Annotated in this window: 16 protein-coding genes; all 16 read right to left on the bottom strand. The window is 36.0% G+C overall.

Annotation, left to right across the window (positions count from 1 at the left end):
- Positions 1–145 precede the first annotated feature (145 nt).
- The gene (locus CJ739_RS04950; RefSeq protein WP_117173014.1) at positions 146–1,495 is read right to left on the bottom strand and encodes a glycoside hydrolase family 28 protein; all 1,350 of its coding nucleotides are present in this window, start codon (positions 1,493–1,495) and stop codon (positions 146–148) included.
- Entirely contained in the window at positions 1,492–2,259 is a 768-nt protein-coding gene (locus tag CJ739_RS04955) for a rhamnogalacturonan acetylesterase (protein ID WP_236951606.1), read from the bottom strand. Before CJ739_RS04955 ends, CJ739_RS04950 begins: the two co-directional genes overlap by 4 nt.
- Positions 2,256–4,280 (bottom strand): pectate lyase, encoded by a 2,025-nt coding sequence (pelA, locus tag CJ739_RS04960; protein WP_117173016.1) that lies wholly within the window; start codon positions 4,278–4,280, stop codon positions 2,256–2,258. Before pelA ends, CJ739_RS04955 begins: the two co-directional genes overlap by 4 nt.
- Positions 4,281–4,311: 31 nt before the next feature.
- Complete coding sequence (locus CJ739_RS04965) at positions 4,312–5,082, bottom strand: cupin domain-containing protein (protein ID WP_162880134.1); 771 nt, start codon at positions 5,080–5,082, stop codon at positions 4,312–4,314.
- 121 nt (positions 5,083–5,203) lie between these two features.
- Entirely contained in the window at positions 5,204–6,745 is a 1,542-nt protein-coding gene (locus CJ739_RS04970) for a family 43 glycosylhydrolase (protein ID WP_236951607.1), read from the bottom strand.
- Positions 6,746–6,770: 25 nt separating this feature from the next.
- Entirely contained in the window at positions 6,771–9,257 is a 2,487-nt protein-coding gene (locus tag CJ739_RS04975; RefSeq protein WP_117173022.1) for a pectinesterase, read from the bottom strand.
- An 80-nt stretch (positions 9,258–9,337) separates the two neighbouring features.
- A complete protein-coding gene (locus CJ739_RS04980) occupies positions 9,338–12,103 on the bottom strand; it encodes a T9SS type A sorting domain-containing protein (protein WP_117173024.1) in 2,766 nt (921 codons plus the stop codon).
- A gap of 25 nt (positions 12,104–12,128) precedes the next feature.
- Complete coding sequence (locus CJ739_RS04985; RefSeq protein ID WP_117173026.1) at positions 12,129–13,724, bottom strand: pectate lyase; 1,596 nt, start codon at positions 13,722–13,724, stop codon at positions 12,129–12,131.
- A 23-nt stretch (positions 13,725–13,747) separates the two neighbouring features.
- A complete protein-coding gene (locus CJ739_RS04990; protein ID WP_117173028.1) occupies positions 13,748–14,428 on the bottom strand; it encodes a LamG-like jellyroll fold domain-containing protein in 681 nt (226 codons plus the stop codon).
- A gap of 270 nt (positions 14,429–14,698) precedes the next feature.
- A complete protein-coding gene (gene fucP, locus CJ739_RS04995) occupies positions 14,699–15,994 on the bottom strand; it encodes an L-fucose:H+ symporter permease (protein WP_117173030.1) in 1,296 nt (431 codons plus the stop codon).
- Positions 15,995–16,005: 11 nt separating this feature from the next.
- Positions 16,006–16,458 (bottom strand): MaoC/PaaZ C-terminal domain-containing protein, encoded by a 453-nt coding sequence (locus CJ739_RS05000; protein WP_117173032.1) that lies wholly within the window; start codon positions 16,456–16,458, stop codon positions 16,006–16,008.
- A 12-nt stretch (positions 16,459–16,470) separates the two neighbouring features.
- Positions 16,471–17,538 (bottom strand): Gfo/Idh/MocA family protein, encoded by a 1,068-nt coding sequence (locus CJ739_RS05005; protein ID WP_117173034.1) that lies wholly within the window; start codon positions 17,536–17,538, stop codon positions 16,471–16,473.
- Positions 17,535–18,764 (bottom strand): extracellular solute-binding protein, encoded by a 1,230-nt coding sequence (locus CJ739_RS05010; protein WP_117173036.1) that lies wholly within the window; start codon positions 18,762–18,764, stop codon positions 17,535–17,537. Before CJ739_RS05010 ends, CJ739_RS05005 begins: the two co-directional genes overlap by 4 nt.
- Positions 18,764–19,903: a CaiB/BaiF CoA transferase family protein gene (locus tag CJ739_RS05015; RefSeq protein ID WP_117173038.1), complete on the bottom strand. Its 1,140-nt coding sequence runs from the start codon at positions 19,901–19,903 to the stop codon at positions 18,764–18,766. Before CJ739_RS05015 ends, CJ739_RS05010 begins: the two co-directional genes overlap by 1 nt.
- Positions 19,904–19,969: 66 nt before the next feature.
- Complete coding sequence (locus CJ739_RS05020; protein ID WP_117173040.1) at positions 19,970–21,115, bottom strand: CaiB/BaiF CoA transferase family protein; 1,146 nt, start codon at positions 21,113–21,115, stop codon at positions 19,970–19,972.
- A gap of 10 nt (positions 21,116–21,125) precedes the next feature.
- Positions 21,126–22,265: an ABC transporter substrate-binding protein gene (locus CJ739_RS05025; RefSeq protein WP_117173042.1), complete on the bottom strand. Its 1,140-nt coding sequence runs from the start codon at positions 22,263–22,265 to the stop codon at positions 21,126–21,128.
- Between the last annotated feature and the right edge of the window lie 29 nt (positions 22,266–22,294).

The raw sequence follows: 22,294 nt of genomic DNA on the forward strand, positions 1-22,294 counted from the left end.
TTTTACTCAAAAGTACTCTTACTTCTGAATGTGCCTGTTTAACCGTGTAATCGTTAAATCGTGTATCACAAACTTCATCGGTACATCAAACTCAGAATTTTGAACTCAGAACTTTGAACTTTGAACTTTGACAATCGAACTCTCGTTAATGCACCGCACTTGGCACGCCTTGCTTATCGCCAATAACAACCTCGTTAAAAACAACATTTTTGGTATTTGTTAAGGTTAATCCGTTTTTCGCGGATTTTACAGTAATGGTATCCAAACTGACGTTTTCAACCTTAAATTCCGGATAGCCTTCAATAACAATAGCCGTATTTGAAACGCTTCCGAAACTGATATTTGACAGTGAAATATCAGATATTTTTGAAGGGTGCAAACCACTACCCTCCCCGTGATAATTGGAGGTCATGTAAATGGCATCTTCTACATCGCCAAATTGAATATTATCCACATAAATATCTTTAATATAACCCCCTCTATCAGAATTGGTTTTTATATAAATACCTCGTTTTAAATACCCACTTGCTTCGCTATTATAAGCAAATACGTTCTTTACGCCCGCAGACATTTCGCTGCCAATAACCAAAGCGTGGAGTCCTTTAAACTTACAGTTTCTTATTATAATATTCTCCGAAGGCATGTTAGAGTTTCTACCATCGTCATCACGTCCTGCTTTTATGGCTATGTTATCGTCGGCATTATTAAAATCTATATGTTCAATCAACACATCGCTTGACTGTTCAATATCCAACCCATCATTATTTTTATTATGGGCATCATATTTTAAACCTCGTAACGTAATACTTTTACTTTTCAAAAGATGGACACACCAAAATGGGGAATCTTCAATTTTTACGTCTTCAATAAGAATGTTTTTAGAATTTACAAATTGAATTAATTGTGGCCTCAAATAGAACCCTTCACCAAAAACGCGTTCTTCAACTGGTGTTTGGTTATGGTTCATGGCTCTACTTAAAAGTTTTCCTTTTTCTTCTAAAGGTTTCCACGTAGCCCATAACCCATTGCCTTCACCATCAATAACACCTTTGCCCGTAATCGCTACATTTTCAACGTTTAAACCATAAATCATGGGACTATAATTATATAACGTTGTGCCTTCCCAACTGGTTAAAACAAGCGGATAATCTTTAGGGTTGGAACCAAATACTATTTTAGCACCTTCCTCTAAATGCAAGTTTACGCCACTAACAAAATGAATGGGTCCATTTAATTTATACTCGCCTTTTGGGACAACAATAGTACCTCCTTTATGTTTTAAACAGACTTTCATGGCTTTATCGAAAGCTTGTTTGCAGTTTTTAATACCGTCACCTTTTGCTCCTAGTTTAGTAACATGAATCGTGTAATCTGGAATCGTTGGTAAGCTTATTCTGTTTTCAATAGTTTTGATAACAGTATCTTTGTTGAACACGCTTTGCGATTGCACACTTTGCAGACAACACACCAATACTATTACATATAGGTTTTTCATTTTTTTATGTATTCGGCTAAAGTTGACACTTTATTTTTTAATTCGGCTACAGCCAATTTAGCAATTTCATTAGCGCCTAATTTTGACAAATGCGTATCATCATGTTTTCCATCTTTATAAAATGGTTCTTCCCCAGGTTCGAAATGAAGGTGAAGTTTTTTAGAACCTTCAACACCATACGATTCTTCCAAATGCTCGGTAAAATATTGTAGGTCTATAAAAGGCACTTCATATTCCAAGGCTACCAAACGAGCCTCTAAAGGGTATTCGCCATGGGTATCTATTAATGTGCCGTGTTCGTTAAAATTTCGTCTAACAATGGATGAAAACAAAACAGGCGTGGCGCCTTTGGCTCTAGTTTCTTCAACATACTTTATCAAATTATGTCGATAGGTCACATGTGGGTTGGTATAGCGATCGGGTGACTTAATTTTTTGGTCGTTATGTCCAAATTGAATAAAAACAAAATCACCTTTCTTTAATGTTTTAAGTATGGAATCCCAACGCCCTTCACCAATAAAGCTCCTACTGCTTCTGCCGTTTACCGCTCTATTATCAATAACCGCATTCTCATTAAAATACTGTTGAAGCACTTGCCCCCAACCATGCTCTGGATTGGTTTCTGGTTTCGATTTGTTTGCCATTGTTGAATCGCCTATTAAATAAATAGTTGTTTTTTGTGCCATACAAGACGTTGCTAAAAACAATAAAACCACTAAGTTAAACATCATTAAATTTTTCTTCTTCGTTTTTAATTTCATCATAAGTTTTGATACCATTTTGAGTTAGAATTATTTGTGTTTGATTTTAAAATATTTTCTTTTGTATATTTCTTTGCTTCAGATTTTTTAAGTTGATGCGACCAATTTACTCTTTTTTCTGGTTGAAAACCTTCACCAGTACAATTGTATTCGGCATACAACGTTAAACGTTCCGCTTCCTTTTTTGACCAATTGTTCCAACCTTCGGGTCTTATGTGATTACCCATGTTGCAATTGATAAATACGGTTTTGGCATATAAACGCCAAGGTCGTCCTAAATATACTTCAGATACATTTGCATCGGCAGTAAGATTACAATTTTTAAACACATAGCCAAATTTTTCTCCTTTTGGGGTTGATGCTGCCGTTATATAGGAATTGGATTTGCTATGTATGGTACAAGAATCGAAAAGTACGGTAGCTTCTCCAAAAATAAAATCGACCGTGCCTTCTATATAACAATCTTTAAAATAGTGTTTAAATCCTTCACCTGCAGTATAAAGTGTATCTTGAAATCCTAAAAGGGTACAATTTTCAAAATAACATCTATTCGCATTAACAGATAATGCCACAGCTTGACCAACTGGACCGGAAGTATTTTTAATAGTTAAGTTTTTAGCTATAAAATCGTCGCCTTCAACCAAAACAGTTGAAGTATGGAATGTGCTATTTCGTCCTAAATTGATTTTACCAAAATAATCATCAAATGTAATGATGGTATTTTCTTTACTTTCTCCAATTAACGACACATAGGTATTCCATGAATACACATGCACTTTTTCGTTATAAACACCATTTTTTATATTGATAATCACCCGTTGATAAGGAAATGATTTAGCAGCATACATAGCTTCTTGTATGGTTGTGAAATCGCCACTACCATCTTTCGCAACTACCATATTGTATTCGTTCTTTGGCGTATTGCTTTTTTTAACTGAAGTATCATATTTTGCTTTCCACTTTGGGTATTTTTTTAAAACTTTACTTGGATTTTCAGTATACCATGAATACCCATTTCGTCGTTCGGGACCTATTTCGTCTATAGTTGCTTTTTTAACACCATCACGATCGCAGAAAAAAGGGGTGTTGTCGTCCAATTCCATAAAACGTGCCCATAACGGTTCGGCATTTGCATCTTCTACAATTATTTTATTTCTACTTTTACTTTGCGCATCGAGTACCCATTCTTGTTTTATGCCCAATATTTTAACTTTTTCGAACCAAGTAACCGCACTATTTACAGCTGTTTTAATAGCTTCGGAAGGATTATCTATATCCATTAACAACAATACGATACCAGCTGATTCACTTCCACTTAAAGAAGGCAGCTCGTAAGCCCTCGCCTTGGCAGGTTCTAAAGTAGCTGCATCGTGTTGGGCACACCAAGCAGTTAAAACACCGTTTTGTTTATACTGTGTTTTTAGAATACAATCAATACCCTTGTTAAAAGCAGTCTCAATCTTTTTTAAAGTTTCATTTGAAGGGGTTATAGCGTATTTACCTGTATTTTCCTTTAAATTTTTTAACAAGTTTAAAATATTAACCATGGAATTGTCATTATAGGTAATATGCGTATAATAACCTTTTCTTAAAGGGTAATATTGCGGCCATCCGCCATTTGGGTATTGTGCTTTTAAAATATAATCCAAACCGGAAAGAAATGCTGTTTTATATGTTTCATCTGCTGTTGCTTTGTACATTTTAGACAGAAAAAGCATCTCTTGGGTTGTAGCGTTATTGTCGGTAGTAACATCTTCCGTGCTACTTTTTAGTTTTTCTAATTGTAGTTTTTCTTGTTTACTTAATGGTTTTTGCATTTGAATATTCTTGGGCCAACCACCAATATTTCGCTGATAAAGCAATACGTTTTCTGCAATATTTTTTGCTTCTTGGGACGCAAACCAATCGGCTTCATCATTTTGTATGATGCGCCGCCAAGACATGTCATGTACTTGGGCTTCGAGAAGCATATTGGAAGTTATAAAAATTGTAAGTATAACTATAAAATGTTTTGAAAGTTTCATCTGTTTTTTAATGATTTTAGATGTTTAAATTTTAATTCCATTTGAACGCAAAATATTTACAAGCTTCATCTGTAGCGTTAGCAATACCATGTAATAACTGCGAGTTGGCAAAAAACAAATCGCCAGCGCTTCCTTTATAAACTTTACCATCAATAGTCATTTCGGCGTCACCCGATAACACTAAAATTATTTCAGTTTCAACATGTTTATGTGGTTTGTGACTTGGTCCTTTTTTATCAAGCTGTGTCACATGCATTTCAAAGCGTTCACACATGCTTGTTGGTCTATCGAAATATGCAATACCTCCTCCTTTTTCGCTTGGTTTAAAAACCAAACTATCTGCATTATAAACCGTGGAACCACCATTTAAAATACCTCTTCCTATATCCATTGGTTTTTTAGACCTGTAACTCATTACATAATAGGTGAGATTGTCATTGCCCACATTTTCAATAGCATGCACTTCCTTAGGCATAAACAAAACAACACTTCCCGGACCGATAATCTCACTTTTCCCTTCATTGGTTACTTTCATTAAACCTTCCTTGACAATAATAAGTTCTTCAATATCATCATTAGCATTGGGTTTATTGGGTTTGGCTCCTGGATATTGTGTTGTGGCATGAATTTCAAGATACTCAAAATGAGGAGAAATACCTTCAAATATACTTCTTGTTTCTCTGTCTCCAAACTTATTAACTGGCAACTCCTCCCATACATATACACCATCTTTTATGGGTTGCATTTGGGCATTAGTTGCAATAACAAAAAGCAGTAAGACACTTATTATTAATCTTTCCATAATCTTCATTTATAATATATAAAAACTCCTCTATGACTGGTTTGCCATCCATAAAAGCAATCATAATCACAAAACAAGGGCTTACTAAATCGGAATGGCATATTCAACTTTGCTTGTTAAATTAATCAAGTTTTTTATAGATAAAATTATCAAATTGTACGTTACCTTCTCCAAAGGCAAATAAACCAGCACGAAGACTCAGAAATTCTCCAAATACATTATGATTGAAACCACTTGCTTCAATACTACGCTCTACACGAATCCAATCGTTACCATCTGCACTAAAATAAAAACTCACTTCATTTTCATCATTCAAAATCCGTAAAAACCCATGATTTCCCAACGTATTATTTTCACTGATTTTTCGTTTTTGACGATTATAAACGCTGAACTTTTCATTGGAAACAGACACATGCATGTTAGCCACTTCGTTATAATACAAACACAAACCCACCTCAACATTTCCATCTAATGTATATTCTACTTGAACTTCGTATTTTTTATCACTGCTATTTACCAGAAGCGGCGAACTATCTGCAAATGATTTCCCTTCAGCTTTAAAGACCAATGTTCCTTCTTTAAATTCAACCCTATTAGGATTGTAGTCTTTATAAAACTGCCATTGCAAATTTAGTTTTTCATTATCAAAATCATCACTAAGGCTATGCGATGCCTTAGAAACCTTTAATTGAGGCGCTTTGATATTATCTGATGCCTTAATACTATCCGGCACTTTAAACCAACCATCTTCTGTCCATTCTATAGGAAGCATAAGCGTTTGTCTCCCTAAAGTTTGAAAGTTTTTTTCATAACCATGATACATAATCCACCAATTTCCGTTTACATCATCAACTAAAGTACCATGACCTTGATTCCACCAACGTTCTCCCCTATTTTCTGTATGCACAATAGGATTATAAGGTGAATTTTCAAAAGGACCGTAAGGCGACTTAGCTCTAGCTGAAACTACCATATGTGCCGTGGCAGGACCCGCAGTACCACCTTCAGCAGTTATTAGATGGTAATAGCCATCTTTTACTGTTGACTTCGGCGATTCTAAACAAAAACATTCCGTACTCCATTCTTTAGGGAATTGCCAACCTTCATAATTAAAAACAGGGGTTTCAGCTGTTGCTAATCCATCATCTGTCAATTTTACAACATATCCTTTTGAAAGGTATAAATAACGTATTCCTTTATCATCAACAACATGTCCAGGGTCTATAAACCCGCTTAACTTTAAATCGATTGGTTCACTCCAAGGTCCTAAAGGCGAATCGGCATAAACCACCCAATTGGTACCACCAGCAGGAAAATAGATGTAGTATTTACCGTTAACAAAAACCAAATCAGGCGCCCAAACAGACCCCACATTTTGGGTTAATGCATGCGAAATACGTTCCCAATGAATTAAATCGGTAGAATGCCAAACTATCAAACCGGGATAATAATTAAATGAGGAATGCGTCATATAATAATCGCTCCCAACACGTACTATAGATGGATCGGGATAATCACCACCTAAAATAGGGTTTGAATATACCGCTTCTTCTTTTGCTTCTTCGGGTTGGAGTTGCTTTTCATTTTTACAGTTTACCAGCGTCATTGCCAATAAAAGCATCAGCATGAAATGCAATATTGAGTTTACTCTTATTTTAATCATGTTTTTTTAATGTTTGATGAACGAATTAAAACCATTTTATTTTTAAATCTTTTATTAAGGTTGCTCCACTACCAACAGTGCCTGTGTGCTGAAAACTTACACCACCATATTGGTTAGGAGTAATTTCAGCTTGCATATTTACAACTTTCACAACTTTAGAATCGTGTTCTGTAAAATAATCATCTATATTTTCAGCATGCACTATTAGTTTATTGTTTTTTATTTCAACCGTGATTTTACAATTAGGGCGGTAACAAGATGTTGAAACAGGCTCACTTATTGGTGTTGCTATTCCATTTTCATATGTCATTAAAACAAAATCGACGGCATCGCTATACTTGGTAGTTCTAATCAAACGCAGTGCGTAACCATTCATTTGTTTAATATCCATTTTTATACCAACATCCATATACTGTGCTCTGGCACTACTAAACCCTTGACCTGCTGTTTTAGACGGTATGGCAGTAAAACTAATTTTCATATCACCAAATACTTTTCCAACAGGTGAATAACGCATACGCGCACCTTTGGTGTTTTGTACAAAGCCCCAATTATTGGCCGCTCCATTAATGCCTTCACCATAATACCAAGGGTCTCGACTGTTATCTGCTTCCCAATTAAATTCTTGGGTATCTAAAGGCGCATAACTATCAAGTGTCCAAAATCCGGGAAGTATTTCAGGTTGGTATTTAGCCGACATGTGTTCTAAATCTGGCACTAAAACTCTGGAATTATTTTTTACGTCTTTTGCTGTAATAGCCTGTTTAAAAACGGTTGTTTTAGGAGTGCCATAATTACAACGAAGATGTTTTGGCGATACGCTTGCCATGATGTAATAACCAATATCCCCTATAGAAAGTTGATAGGTTTTCATTGGATTGTTGAACCTTGAAACAGCGACCTCTATGGGATGGCTTCCCTTGGTGTCTTTACAGCGATACCAGCTAACAAACGACTCATCTTTAAAAGTCATATCTAAACTATAATCCAGTTGTAGATTACCTTCTTTGGATTTAGTGACTTCTGGAAGTTTTGTAAATGACGGCGGATCTATAAATGAAGGTGCTATATATAATACACTAGCCGATTCTAAACCTGACGGGGTTGATGCCGTAATAGTAACTTCTTTAGTTTCATTTTCATCATTTTTAGGTATAACTAGACTAGTTCCATCTTTATTAAGTTGCAGTTCAATAAATGCTTGATATTCATTTGCAATTGTCCATGATATTCTTTCGCCTTTTAATTCATAATTACCGAAACGGTTAACAATTGTATTCAGAAGTAAACGGTCTTTACCCGTTTCCAATGTTTGTTGTGTCGGCTTAACAATTAATTGTGTCGGAATCTTAGAATAGTCTTTCCCTGCTTCATTTTCGGCCGCTTCAACAATGGGCTTAATTCCCATGGGATCCCAATCATCGTTTCCTCTCAACAAATTGTATGTATTATAAACCACCTTATTTTTAAATTCAAAACGGTAAGCATTTAAAACGTCTTTGCCTGTCATATCAACAGTCGCAAAAGCATCGTCTTTACCAATAAAGATAGGGTTGGCATTTAAACTTACATTATATTGGTAATAACGAGCCTCTTTATCAGGAATGTCTCGCCAGCCTATATAGTTTAAATGTTCACCAACAAATCTCGTATCTACAAGGGTTACGGTGCCACCTGCTTTTACAAAATATTGATTTCCTCGGGTGTACGAATTAATATCACAATTTAGAAATACTGCCCCCGTATCGTTGGTTCTGTAAAATGGTTTTGATGAATAAAAATCAAACGTACAATTAAGATAAACAGCTCGACCATTAAGGGCATCATCGGTCATTTCAAAATGACAGCCTTCAAAAAGTGTGCGTTTACTTCCCCAAAAAGGTCCCAAATTCAATCTACTTATAAACCGTGTATTGCGAGCCACCACCTTATCGCCATCAGAAAAAATAAGCTGTGCCTGCACAATGGCTGACCCACGTTTTTCTCTATTTAACTTAGGGTTTGGCTTATAAACCAAATCTATATTACAATAATTTCCAAAGGTGACATTTTCAGCATGAGTACCATTGCCTTTAATATTTAGCATGGTAAAATTTCCTTTAGCACCCATGGTTTGTCCGCGATTACTGGCTATAATAACATGTTCTGGATTATCTGTTAAACCTTGAAACTTTAACCACTCGCAATTAATTTCTAATCCAAAAGGTGTATTTTCATTTTCTTTAGGTAATCTAATTTCAGGATCATCTGGATTATCTACCCAATATACCCAAGGCGCGATGTATAAAACCATTGGTGAGGCTTCTGTTCCATTGGTCAAATACTTTGAAGCTTCATTTATTGAATTGTAAACATATTTATATTTTGAAGCTTCTTCGTTTGAAAGTTGTCCATCAATAAAAAAGGCCCTAGAACCCAGTTCTATTTTTTCACCTTTGTATACAATATGATTCTTATTAAATTCTAAACCTTGGTATAAATTACCTTTATGCTGTGCAAAAACTGTAAACATTTTGCATTGAAAGAGTATAAAACCAATCAATACTATTTTTAACAGTTGATGCACAGACATATTTTTTTGGTTTGTAAAAACTATTCTATGATGATTTTTTGAGTGTGTAAAACTTGTTTCGTACTAGATTCATATACTTTTAAAATGAATACGCCACGGGCATTTAATGTTATGTTTTGAGTGTTTCCACCCTCAATAAAACCTTTTGAAACTTCTTTTCCTAGTATATCAAAAATCTTGAATTCCGATGGATTAGCACCATTTTTCATCTTGATTGAAAAAGTCCCTTTATTAGGAATTGGCCAAACCTTAATTTCGGCTAGGTTTTTCTTTTCAACTGATAAGGCTAAATCATAGCCATTAAGAATATTTACTGTACGTGTCATGCTATCTCCAGCCGAATCCGTAACAGTAAATTTAAAAGCCCCTAAACCTGATGCCGTTGGTGTAAATTCCACAATATCACCAACTAAGTTAGCCGTTCCGTTTACAACATCGGACACGACATACGAAATACCACTTGTAAACCCTCTTGATAATTGTTGAATATTAACATCTACTTTTGCGCCAGTTGCTGTGCTATAATGTGGTTGATCCATCCATTGTAAATAATAATCAAGGTTGGTATAACCATCTGAATTGGTATCGGCGTTAGAGTCCGAAAAATCACCAGCAGGTGAGTTTATATTTGTTCCAATAATAGTTTCCCACCAATTTGGTAAGCCATCGTTATCTGAATCCCAATCGGAAGCTCTGGTTATAACTGGATAATTTTCATATTCATAATCAGATGACGTATCCGGAAAACCTTTTTTACCAGTTACACTTCCAACAACAGTATAAGTTCCTGTTAAGGTCTCATTAATCATTCTTTGATCATGATCATCAAAAACCGGTTGGGTACAACCTACGTCTGAAAGTACTATTTTATAAGCTTCTCCTGCAGACTGTGTGGTTACATACGAAGGAAAGAAAGGTGCATCAACAAACGTTTCATAATTAACTACGGCACCGTTTGATAACTTAATTCTTCTTCCAGCTTCTTGATTACTTTCATCAAAACGACCAGGCATCACGTTACCATTAAAATAACACCTTTGCATACCTGTACCAGTCCCTTCGTGATCTGCCGTAAAAGCATAAAATAAAGTTGAACCTGCACCAGGTTTATAGTAATTATTTACAAAATTTATCTCTTTTGTTCCTCCATCGGTTGTTCTAGAGCCCCAATTATAAACTACATTATTAGTAACATCCATTCTACCTGCATAAGCGCCACTTCCATCTAAACCACCACCTAAGCTCCAGTTACGTCCATAATTATGTGCTAATAAATTATGGTGAAAAGAACCAATATCGCCACCAATAGTTGCTGCATAACCATGCTCTGTCCCTACTGGGTAATTTTGGTGTCCTGCCGCATTTAAAGCTTCGGAAATTAAAGTACGTTGTAGCGTGATATTATGAGCACCACGAGAACTAAAAGATTCATCAATAGTCCAACTTATAGAGCAATGGTCAATAATACTATGGTTGGCACCTGTTAATCCCATACCATCATACGTTGGACCAGCTCCCAATCGAACTCTAATATTTTGAACAACATTATCGTTTCCAGTTATACCAAAAGGCGCCGATCTGATAGTAATGCCTTTTCCAGGTGCTGTTTGACCTGCAATAGTAACATAAGGCTGACTTGAAACTAATCGCGAGCTAAGTTGAATGATACCAGACACATTAAAAACAATCGTTCTTGGCCCTATATTATTGGTGACTGCCTCACGTAAACTTCCAGGACCACTATCATTTAAATTAGTTACAACAACCACTTTACCTCCACGACCACCACGTGCAAAACGCCCATAGCCTTCTGCGCCTGGAAAAGCTAGTTGTGCGGGTCTAAAACGCCATACATAACCTTTTACAACATCGTTATTTTCTAAAACTTCATCAATTCTCCAGTAGTAAGTTTCACCAGTATATAAACCGTTTACTTGATAAGAAGCATTTGCTTGTAATTGATTACCTTTATACTCAGGAGATGCTGTAGTTGCTGCATCAACCGATGCCAAACTAGTTCCAAAATAAATATTATGTGATACGGCATTGACAGCAGGCGTCCATTGTAACAATGTATTTCCAGAGTTTAACTCTACATGCTCATTATTATGAGCTGGAATTGGATCTGTGGCTTGGTTAAAAATATTGGGGGTATTTAATTCAAACCCGTTTAGCATTACATTTTTTATGCTTTCAGAACCAGAAGTTTCAGCAGCAAAAAGGACAACGACATCTATACCTGTTGTAGCTTGTATATTTAAATATACCGATTTTGCAGAAGCAGTTGTTAATGCCCTAACCGTAGGCATAGCATCGTCTTCCACCAAATTTCCATCAACAGAAACATCAATAGGACTAAAAGTGTTGGTATCTGGACTATCAACTGCATTTAAAAAAGCTAATAGTGTATGTGCTCCTGTTTCCAAACCACTTATACGAAGTTCAATTTGACCTCCTTGATTGGCAGTTCCACTTTTTACCGTAAGGCCATCACAAACCAATCTAGCATAATAAGGTGCTTGAATTCCTGTTTTGTACCAATTAGTTCCCAATTCATCACCATTGCTACCTACTTTTGAAACAGTAAATGTCACACCGTTCACCGCCATTGAAGCCGAAGTTCCTGAAGCTACAACCCAAGGTGTATAATCGGGTTCTCCAACTTCACTTGTACTTCTAGCCGCTTGGTCAAAATCTATTTTTACTATGGGGTTTTGTGCATAAACACCAAAAAGAGAGGTAAAAAATAGAATCAATATGAGTTTAATTTTGTAATTTCTTAGCATTGTTTTTTTAATTTAATTTTTAGCATTATTTATTTAGAATTTCAATAGATTGCATGTAGTTGACTAACAACTTCATGTTTTTAATATAAGTTCCTGTCGATATATATTTTTGATCTGTTGTATCTGGATAAGGCGAGGTATCCGTTTCATCTCCAACTCTTGTTGTTGCATAAGCATTGGTTGCTTCAGTATTTACACCGTCGCCAATATAAGGGTTGCTTATAAATGCATGATCTGAAAGCCAACGATTTTGACTGTCAAGTTGTTCAACCACCTCTACAATTTCAGATTCATCAATTTTAAAATTGAATAGGTACCTATTTAAATCGTAATAGCTTTGAGGTGTTTCTTTATATTTAAATTCCTGTGGTTTTAAAGGTGAATCTTTGGTGACCTCTCCAACTGTAAGTTTTAAAACTTTCTCATAGTCATCTTTCAATTCCTGAATATTTACAAATCCTTTTCCATAATAATGAGATAATAAATCCAAATCATTATCATCTACATAATACGTTCCATATCTTACGTTTGAACCTTTACGGTGCACATACATTGGTTTATTCGTTTTAACATCAACAAATGTTGGGTGGGTACGATGCCCTTCTATTTTATCTTTCGGCAGTTTGGTTTCTTCCAACCATTTAATAGCTTTTGGTATCCCTTCTAGAAATTGTTTATCTCCTGTTAATTGATAAAACTTTATTAAAAGAAGTGCGTTTTCGCAGGTGGCACTGGGCAAATAAGCCGCAGGTTCATAAGTTCTTGCACTGGCTACTTCCATTTTCATATTTATCTGTTGTCCCCAAGCACCACAACTCGCTTGGGATATTCTATAAAAATTCATGCCTCGATATATAGGATCCAGAAAACGCTCTTGACCCAATACTAAATAACACTGCATTAAAAAATTAATGTTTTCCCAAATAACGTCATCATTAAATGTGTAAAATGATGAATAGTCTGGAAATCCCTGTTTATCAAAATCATACCGCAAAGGATAGCGTTGTGGCCAACCGCCGTTAGGATATTGGCTTTTCAAAATAAATTCCAAAGCTTTATCTAAAGCGGGTTTATAAACTGCATCCATTTTTTCTAAATACATTCTTAAAAGAAATCGAGCAGCATCTGTTGTTACATCATCGTCAAATGTTGAGTTTCCATAATAATGCTGAAATTCCTCTAAACGCCATCCATTTTTCCCTATGGTGTTGTACCACTGTTTAAGCGAACGATCTCCTGCAAAATCAATCATATAATTCCAACCGCCTTCATGGCTTTGCCCCCAAATTATGGCATTGGCAGCTTTTTGAGCCGCTTTGTAATAGTATTCATTCTGTGTAACTTGATAAGCATCTAAAAATACATGTCCCATACTAATGGTTCCTGGATGTTGAAGCCAAATCATGGTTTTATACGCCTCCATTTCTCCCCATTGACGAGAGAAATCGGGCATGTAATACCAAACATAACCACCGTTGACACTAACATCTTCTACCATAAACTCTGTAGCTTTTAACATAGTTTCTGAAACCAGTTCTTTAGACATTTTTGGTTGTGCAAATAACTTTAACCCAAAAACTAGAAATGGCAAAACAAATACAATGTGGTTAGATGGCTTCATTAATACTTAGTTTATTCAATACTTTACAACTTAAAAGCCATAAAGTCTTCTGATTTTAATTGTTTTGGGGTAACTCTTATTTTATATATACTTCCTTTAAACCAAGAGCGTTTATTTAGTCTTACTCCTACTGAACTTTGTCCTGTTTCGATAGGACTAAAAGAAAAAGGTTCTGTTAGTTCAAGATTTCCATTGACGTAAGTACTAAGACTGTTTTTAGCAACCACTAAAGCCACATGGTACCATTGCCCTAACGGATGGATTAATTTCTCGTCAATCAGCGCTAACTTATTTCCTTCTGAAGCCACAAAACCATCAAAATACCAATGACCATCTATAGCACGAATTTCCAGTAACATTCTATCACCAGACACGTCGCCCATGTGCACCACCCGTTGTTCAAAATCGCCATTAGTTGAAGGCATAAAAATCATTTCAATAGTAAATTCCTCCATGCCCACTAATGGCATTACATCTAAAAACAATGCATCATCAACACCATCAAATAAAACAGCTTCACCAAAAGGTGAATTAACTATTTGAGGATGCCCACTTATTTCAATTTCCTTGGAACCTTCATTAAGCAATTGTACTGACACCCACTCAACCTCTGAATTTTGACCATTTAAAATAAAAGAACCGCTCAAAAAGAACACACTAATTAACGTTTCTAATGGCTTTGTTCTGTTGAATTTTAATTTCATAAAGACTTATCCAAAGATTATTTTTACTCGATAATCGAGATTTGAATGCTCCAAGGCTTGCCTCGAATTTTTGATGTTCTTTCTATAAATGCCTCATGGGCTTGCCCCGAGATAGTTGATTATCAATCTAAATCGAAAAAATCAATGCAATCGATTACCCAAATATATTTAAAAAAAACATTTCATCTTAATAAATCCTGTTAAAATTGCGTGGTTCCTATAATACTTTACATTTAAACCCATTTTTCTACTAAAAGTTTAAATAAACTATTAAATTTTTACTTTATGTCCAAACACTCCAAAGTACAATATCACTAAAAAGCAAACCAAAGGAATGATATAACCTGCTTGAATATCATCGTGTTTTATATCAATTAAAGTGCCCATGGCATACGGAAGTATCGCACCTCCAACAATAGACATAACCAACCAGGAGGAACCCGTTTCCGTGTTCGATTTTAAACCCACTAAGCCGAGTGAAAAAATAGTGGGAAACATAATGGACATAAAAAAACCTAAACCACCCAATGCATAAATAACATGAATACCTTCTCCATAAATAGCGACAAGACTTAACAAAATACTTAACAAACAATAAGTTGAAAGTAGCACATAGTCTTTTATAAATTTCAGCAAAAAGGTACCAACAAATCGCCCAGCCATAAACAAAAACCCATAAACACCAAGGTAATAGGCTGCCGTTTTTTCATCTAAACCTGCACCTTGTTGTGCCGCTCTAATAAAGAAACTGGTAACACAAACCTGAGCCCCTACATAAAAGAATTGTGCCACGACCGCCCAACTTAAATGCGAAAATTTCAATACAGAAAAGAAACCTGGTTTAACTTCGGTTTCTGTAGGTTCTATTTTCATTTTAGGAAGTTTCATAAAATACACCACAACTGCTACGAGTATTAATACGCTTCCTAAAACTATATATGGCATTTTTACCGATGCTGCCTCACCTAACAAATAAGCCGATTTAGTAGCCTCAGGCATGGCGGCCATTTCATCGGGTGTATAATTGGTTCCCGAAAGAATGAACAGCGACCCAACAATAGGTGCTACCATAGCTGCCAACCCATTAAAGGAAGCGGCTAAATTCAAGCGTTTGGAAGATGATTCCGGAGGCCCTAAAATAGCGGCATACGGATTGGCACTGGTTTCTAAAATCGTTAAACCACAACCAATTACAAATAAAGCAAACAAAAAAAGCTCGTACATTCTTGTATTGGCTGCTGGCACAAACAAAAATGCGCCAATTGCAAACACCAACAGCCCTGTTATAATACTGTTTTTATAACCAAATCGCTTAATTATCATACCCGCAGGAATTGCCATAATGAAATAGGCAAAAAACACAGCGGTATCAATTAATGTGGATTGACGATTATTTAATTCACACGCCTTTTTAAGATGCGGAATTAAAATAGAATCTAGATTATGTGCCATCCCCCAAAGGAAAAACAGAAAGGTTATAAGAATAAACGGAAACAAATGTTTGCCTACTAAACTTGTTTGTTTTGGCACTTCGGATAAATGGGTTACTTGGTTAGTTGTTTGCATGGGGTCTTTAATTAAGTGGTGCTAAGCTTTCTTTTTACAAGTAGTAAATGGTCGCACACCAATACAACTTCGCCTCTTTGGTTTATAATTTCTACATGTTCGGTTACCGTACCCATTTCGGGTCGTTTAGCATCTCCTTTTTCTGAAATGGTTATTTCCGAATGAATGGTATCACCAATATGAACTGGTTTTACAAATCGTAATCTATCATAGCCTTTTGAAAAGGCTTCCGGGTTGATCTCGGAAGCTGTTAAACCAATACCGATACTAAAAATCATGGTACCATGTGCAATACGCTGACCAAAGGGTTGTGTTCTACACCATACTTCATCCATGTGGTGTGGAAAAAAATCGCCTGTGTGCCCAGCATGAACAACAAAGTCAGTTTCTGTGATGGTTCTTCCTAAAGTAACTCGTTTTTCGTTTAATTGATAATCCTCGAAAAATGTTGATTTGAAATACATATGCTTTTATTATTATAATTCTGTTAATGAAACGCCACCTGTTGAATCACTTATGTAACAAGCTTCAACAACCTTCATGGTATCCAATACATCTTGAACGCTGGCATGTAATGTTTTATCTGAGCCTTCTTTGAAACGCATCAAATTGGACATGGTGCCTATAAATGCCTCGGGAAACCAAGAACCTTCGAGATTCAGGGTCTTCCACTCATAGTCTTTTTCTTCTTCGGCAATGGTGTATTCGAAAGCATCTGGTAAGCCGTCTGGGTAATTCATTAACAAGCCCATTTTTGCCTTAATAGCTCCTTTTGTACCTTCCCATTTGATATAGCTTTCTTGGTGTTTTGTATTAAATTCATGATCGTGGTTGGTATTTATTTTTACGCTCATAGTGTCGCCATAATCTAAAATAATAGTAGAACGACAAGACGACAAATCTTTTAAGGGATGTTTTGTTGTTCTAGCCATAACACGTTTGGGATTCCCTAAAAACGAACGGATACAGTCAATATAATGCACACTATGAAATAGAATTTCTAACCGTGGATGCTGTTTTATTACGGGAAACAATTCCCAAGGTGTTTTTACAGTAACTTTAAATTCCATATCGTATAAATCACCAATCAATCCTTGATCAATCATATGTCTTGCGGCACTTACAAACGACGCAAAGCGTAATTGAAAGTTAATGGCTGCTACTAAATTTTTACGTTCGCAAACAGCAACAATGTCTTTAGCCTGCTTATAATCGTTACCCATTGGTTTTTGAATAAGCACCGCGGCGCCATTCGGCAATTGCTCCAATATTTCAATGTATTGGTCTGGCAACACCGTAATATCGTAAACCGCATTTTTGGGTGCCTGCTTTACGGCATCTGCTACACTTTCAAAGACATTTGGAATGTTATGGTTTTTTGCCATTTCATGTGCTTTAGACATGGTACGGTTGGTTATTCCAAATACTTCAAAACCTGCCATCTTATAAGCTGGTAAATGAGCATCTTTTACAATACCACTTGCACCAATTATAATTATGGGTTGCTTGGTTTCTGGTAATAATGGTTTGTAGGTAACAGTCATTTTTTTAGTGTTTCTTGGATGTTATTCTGTGTGGTTTTCAGTAATAAATGAGAAGGCACATGGCTATTTATGGCTTGCAAAACCATCCCATCTATTAACGCTGCGACTTTATGCCAAACTGGAGTTTGTGGCAAGGTTAAAGCGTTTTCGTGTAACATTCCTAATTTATGATAATACGGAATGGTTTTATTTATTTCGGCATCATTCCATGTTGACTTTCTGCAACCAATACCACCTTCGTTGGTTAGTAATTTATCACTTGCAGGTGTTGTGGCGAATTTTAGAAAATTATAAGCTAATTCTTTATTTCTGCTCCCCGAACCAATGGTATATAACCAATAGACATTGAGCGATGCTGAATTACAATTTTTATCGTGGGGTATTTCGGCAATATCAACCTTACCTTTTACCAATGATCCTTCAATAACTTCGCACATGGAGGCAAAACCAAACCAATTTATTGCCATAGATGCTTCACCTTTTGCAAATGCCATACCCGCTTCAACAGAACCAAAGTCTTCTGAATATGGATGGGTCATTTTTTTGTTTTTTACAATAGTTCTATAGAAATCCAAAGCTTTAATTGCTTCTCGTGTATTAATATCTATTTGGTTTTCTGAATTTAAAAGCGATCCGCCATGGGTCCATAATTGCAAACAAAAATCGAAAACCATGTTGTGTCCATCAGGATAATTTGCAAATACACAACCATATAAGTTTTGTTCCGGTCTATTAAAAAATGTGGCTATTTCCGTGAATTGTTCCCACGTCTTTGGAGGTTGCAACTCATAGCCATATAGCTTTTTGAAGTTTTCTTTTTCTGAAGTGTCTTCAAACAAATCTTTTCTAAATAGTAAACATTCCGGTCCATCATGAAATGGTAAACCATAAATATTGTCATTTATTTGTTGCAAATGAAGCAGTGATTTATGCCAACCATCTGGAAAATCCTGTGGTGGGTTTTGTGCAATAATTGGCGATAAATTTTCTACTGCTTGTACGTTTACGGCATCAAAAATCCAGTCAGTATTTATATGGGCTATATCCCAATTACCGTTTTGCAAGCCTTTATTGGTGATTGTTTCTTCATATAGCTCATCAAGTTCCAACGCGACCAATTCTGCCTCCATACTTAAGTTATTTTCAGTACAAAAAGCATCCCATAACTTAGCTAAGGCGGTTTCAAAAGGCTCAAATTTCCGAATGGCGATTCTAAATTTTTCCATTATTCACTTATTAATTCCTTTAAAATTTTGTCGTTATGCTCACCCAACTTTGGTGACCCTTTTTCAGAAACAAACAATTCACCATCAATTTTTATGGGGCAACGTGTTGTTCCATAGGCATACCCATCGCCCATTTTAACTTCCTGAATAAAGTCCAGAACTTTAAAACCATCTTCAGCAAAAAGTTCTTCATAATTTAAAACTTTGGCACACCAAATATCTGCTGGCTCTAAAATATCCAACCAATATTGAGTGTTTTGGGTTTTAAGATGCGTCGCCAATACCTTTTTAATTTTATCCCTTAAACTAAATTTGTTTTCAGGAAACTGCCATAAAGCATCACATTTTAAAAGCTCCGCCAACACAGGAATTGAACCCATCGCCAATGCTAAAAATCCGTCTTTGGTTTTGTAAATACCATAAGGCGCACCCAAATATGCATGTGCATTGTTACTTTTTGTTCTTACGGGCAATTCACCGCCGTCGTTAAAATACGTTGTGATGGTTTCAAATTGAAAATCGATGGCCGATTCCAACATGCTCACTTCCACTTTAGCTCCCACATTATGGATGGCTTTTCTATATAATGCCGCCAAAATACCTTGTGCTAAATGCGCGCCAGCCAACATGTCTACAATCGATAAACCCATGGCAACTGGACCATCATTTTGATTCCCCGTTAGCCAAGTTAAAGCGGTTAAAGATTGTAATAATAAATCTTGCCCAGGATGCTCTTTTAAATCTGGATGCCTGCCATAACCTGATATTTCGGCATAAACCACGTTTGGGTTTATCGCTTTAACATCATCATAACTTAAACCCACACGTTCCATAACATCTGGTCTAAAATTATGCATCACCACATCGGCTTTAGCAATTAATTTCTTTATTAGTTTTAAATCTTCTGCATCTTTAAAATCGGCCGCAAAGGATTCTTTATTTCTATTGATGGTATGAAATATGGAGGATTCGCCGTTCATTATTAAATCGGACGTATACAAGGTACGGCAAATATCTCCTTTCCCTGGTTTTTCGATTTTTATGACACGTGCACCAAAATCTGCCAATCGCAAACTAGCGGATGGTCCCGAAAGAAACTGACTAAAATCTATTATTAAATAATCTTCTAAAGGGTTCATTTAATTGTTATTTTTGAATGACATTTGCGATGCTGAAACAAGTTCAGCATGACGCCATACATCTTCTTATTTTCTTAAAAATTGCTCATAAATCTTCGCATTGTCTTCACCTACTTTAGGAGCTGCTTTGGTAGCACTTAAAATGTCTCCATCGATTTTAATAGGACTTCTGGTGGTGACCATAGTTTTACCTGCTGAATTCTTTACGGTTTGTTTTAGCTGTAAATCATCCATAAAAGCCTTACTATTTAGATCATTATAGTTTAATACTTTTTCACACCACATGCCATTTTCCCGCAACAACTTGATCCAATGGTCTGAATTTTGAGTCGTTATTTTTTTACGCAATATTTTTCGAATCGCTGCCCTACCCGTAAACCACGTTTTCTTATCGGAATACTTCCTCAAATCAACGTCAATAATACCTCCTAATAAAAGCAGGTCACCCATAGCAATGGCTAAATAACCATCTAAAGTTTCATAAATACCATAAGGTGCACTTAAAAAGGCATGTGCGCTTCCTTTTACATTTCCTCTGTCTGCTAATTTACCGCCGTTATTTAAAAATATAGTTAGCGCTTCAAACTGCACATCTAGAACGGATTCCAACAAGCTAACCTCAACGGAAACACCCTTTCCTGTTTTTGCGCGTTTAAGCAATGCCGCCAAAATACCTTGCACAAAATGATTGCCACACATTAAATCGGCAACTGCCAATCCAAAAGGCACGGGACCCTGACTACTTTTTCCGCTTAACCACGTTAAACCAGAAAGCGATTGCACTAATAAATCCTGCCCTGGTTTTTTTGCCCACATACCGATATTGCCATAACCTGTTATGGAACCATAAATTATTTTAGGGTTGACGTTTAAAACATCTTCAAAAGTCAATCCTATTTTCTCCATCACACCAGGCCTGAAATTATGGGTCATAATATCCGCTTTGGCAATTAGTTTTTTTACATCTTCTAAATCTGCTGGATTTTTAAGATCGGCAGCAAAGGATTCCTTATTTCTATTTATGGTATGAAAAAGCAAACTACTATCATCAACAAACAAATCCTTGATGCTTAATTGTCTACAGGCCTCCCCTTTTACAGGACGCTCAATTTTAATAACACGCGCACCCAAATCGGCTAGTTTTAAACCTGCTGAAGGACCAGCCAAAAACTGCGAAAACTCTAATACCAATAAACCTTCTAATGGCTTCAAAATTTATTATTTAATGTGTTAGTGATTCTCTATAAATTGAATTCATTTTATCGACCGCCACTTCAATGGAAACTTTCTCGGAAACTGCTTCATGAATTACGGGACTTGCTTCATCTTGAAAATGCATATAGCCATAATATTGCGGACGCATGGTGGCTTCATCTAAAGTTTGCAACGTATCTTTAAAAAAGTCTTTGCATTGGTTGTTCACATCATCATTTAACCATGCTTTTCTGTGTCCCGGCTGCCCTCCAAATTCAAAATACAAACCTGATTGCGTTTTTTCTGAAGCCGTGAATTCGGCATACTTCATGGCAACTTCGGCATACTTGGTTTTTGAAGACACCGCAATACCAGCACCACCTAAGGTAGAACGAAGCCTTTTTCCCTTAAAAGTTACCAAACCTCCAGCTTTTAAAGTATGATCTGCATAATTCTTTTTAGAATAATTTGAATACCCATAATTGAACGGACTGTAAACAATATCATCCGTTTGCGTCATGCGTTCATAAATTTTGATAGGATTCATTTCTAAACAAAAGGAAGGTGCTAAATCTACCAACTCTTTATACTTTTTAATGGCGTCTATCATAATATGTCGCGGGGCAACTTCTGTTTTGTTTTCAAAAACATCACCACCCAATGCTATACACATCATGTAGTGATGCATCAATGTATCTATAGGAATGGATGCAAATGCAACTTTCCCTGTTTTAGTTAATTCCAGAAGTTCCTCCCAAGTTGTGGGGATTTGTATATTGTGTTTACTTATTAAATCTTCTCTCCAAGTCGCAATGGGTGTTGCCGCATCTGTTGCCAAGGTCCATTGTTTATTATATACATGATAACTAGCATGTGATTTCCCGACACTATTTTTGGCTAATTCATTAATGAATTCAGCATTTAAGTAATCATCAAAAGGCAATAGAAGCTTATCCTTTGCTGCTATTGAAACATGGGGATTGTCCATAATTAACAAATCGTAATTATTTACCAAATCACTAAGGGAAGCATCTGCAAAAGCTTGTAAGGAACGCTTTTCCCATGTAATTCTTACATCGGGATTTAGCTCTTCAAATCGTTGTGCTGTGGCAACTACAGAGGTAAAACCTCGTGTATGATTCCAAGCTATTCCTTTTAAGTTTATCATATTTTTTTAATCAATTTTAAATATACTAA

Source organism: Mariniflexile sp. TRM1-10, assembly GCF_003425985.1.
In the GTDB taxonomy this organism is placed as follows: Bacteria; Bacteroidota; Bacteroidia; order Flavobacteriales; family Flavobacteriaceae; genus Mariniflexile.